The 724-nt window shown below is 47.5% G+C and carries 1 protein-coding gene; it reads left to right on the forward strand.

Translation table 11 applies throughout. The annotated features are described in order from the left end of the window. Positions 1–724 (forward strand): DUF802 domain-containing protein (locus tag A3763_RS20435; protein WP_156495220.1); only part of this gene is annotated, 724 nt, incomplete at both ends.

Raw genomic sequence — 724 nt, forward strand, 5'->3', positions numbered from 1 at the left:
TCCAGCAGTGTCAGTACCGTTCAGGCAGGGCTTGCCGATAGTGGTCGTTTGGCAGGTGAAAGTATGCGCCCTGTGTTTGAAAAAAGTATGAGTCGGTTGGTGGAGAAGGTCAGTGATCAGACTTCGAAAAGTCATCAGCAGTTTTCTACGAAAGCTACTGAACACTTGGATTTTCTGAATGGCCGCTTCTCGAAAACGGCAGACGAGGTGGGAAGTGTCTGGCGTAAAGCGCTAGAAGAGCAAGCGCTGAGAAACCAACAAAGTGCCGAGCAGATTAAGCAAACCTTGAGTGAATACAGTGAGCTCTTTGACGCTAAAACGCAGACAATGTTAGAAAGCTTGAACCAGAATTTGGCGCAGCGAGATAGCCAAAATCTCGAAAGTGAAAAAGCTCGACAGACAGTTTGGCAACAGGCGATGATTGATACGCAGACGCAGAGTTCTGCTTCTTTACACAGCGCCTCTCAAGACGTTGCTGACAAGCTAAATCAGCTTACACAAGCTCAGCTTGAAACAAGTTGTCAGGTTGCTGATAAATTTACGGAAATGACAGATCGTTTGGGGGCTATGTCTGAGGGGATCAGTCTTGATTGGCAGAACCGTGCTGACAAAATGTTGGCTCAGCAAGCTGAGCTGGTTGAGAAGCTAAGTGACAGCCAGCAGCTAATGGATGAGCAAACCAAGCAGAAGTCAGAGAAGCTATTGGCTGAACTAGCGGGTCTTT

The sequence above is a fragment of the Oleiphilus sp. HI0128 genome, assembly GCF_001635365.1.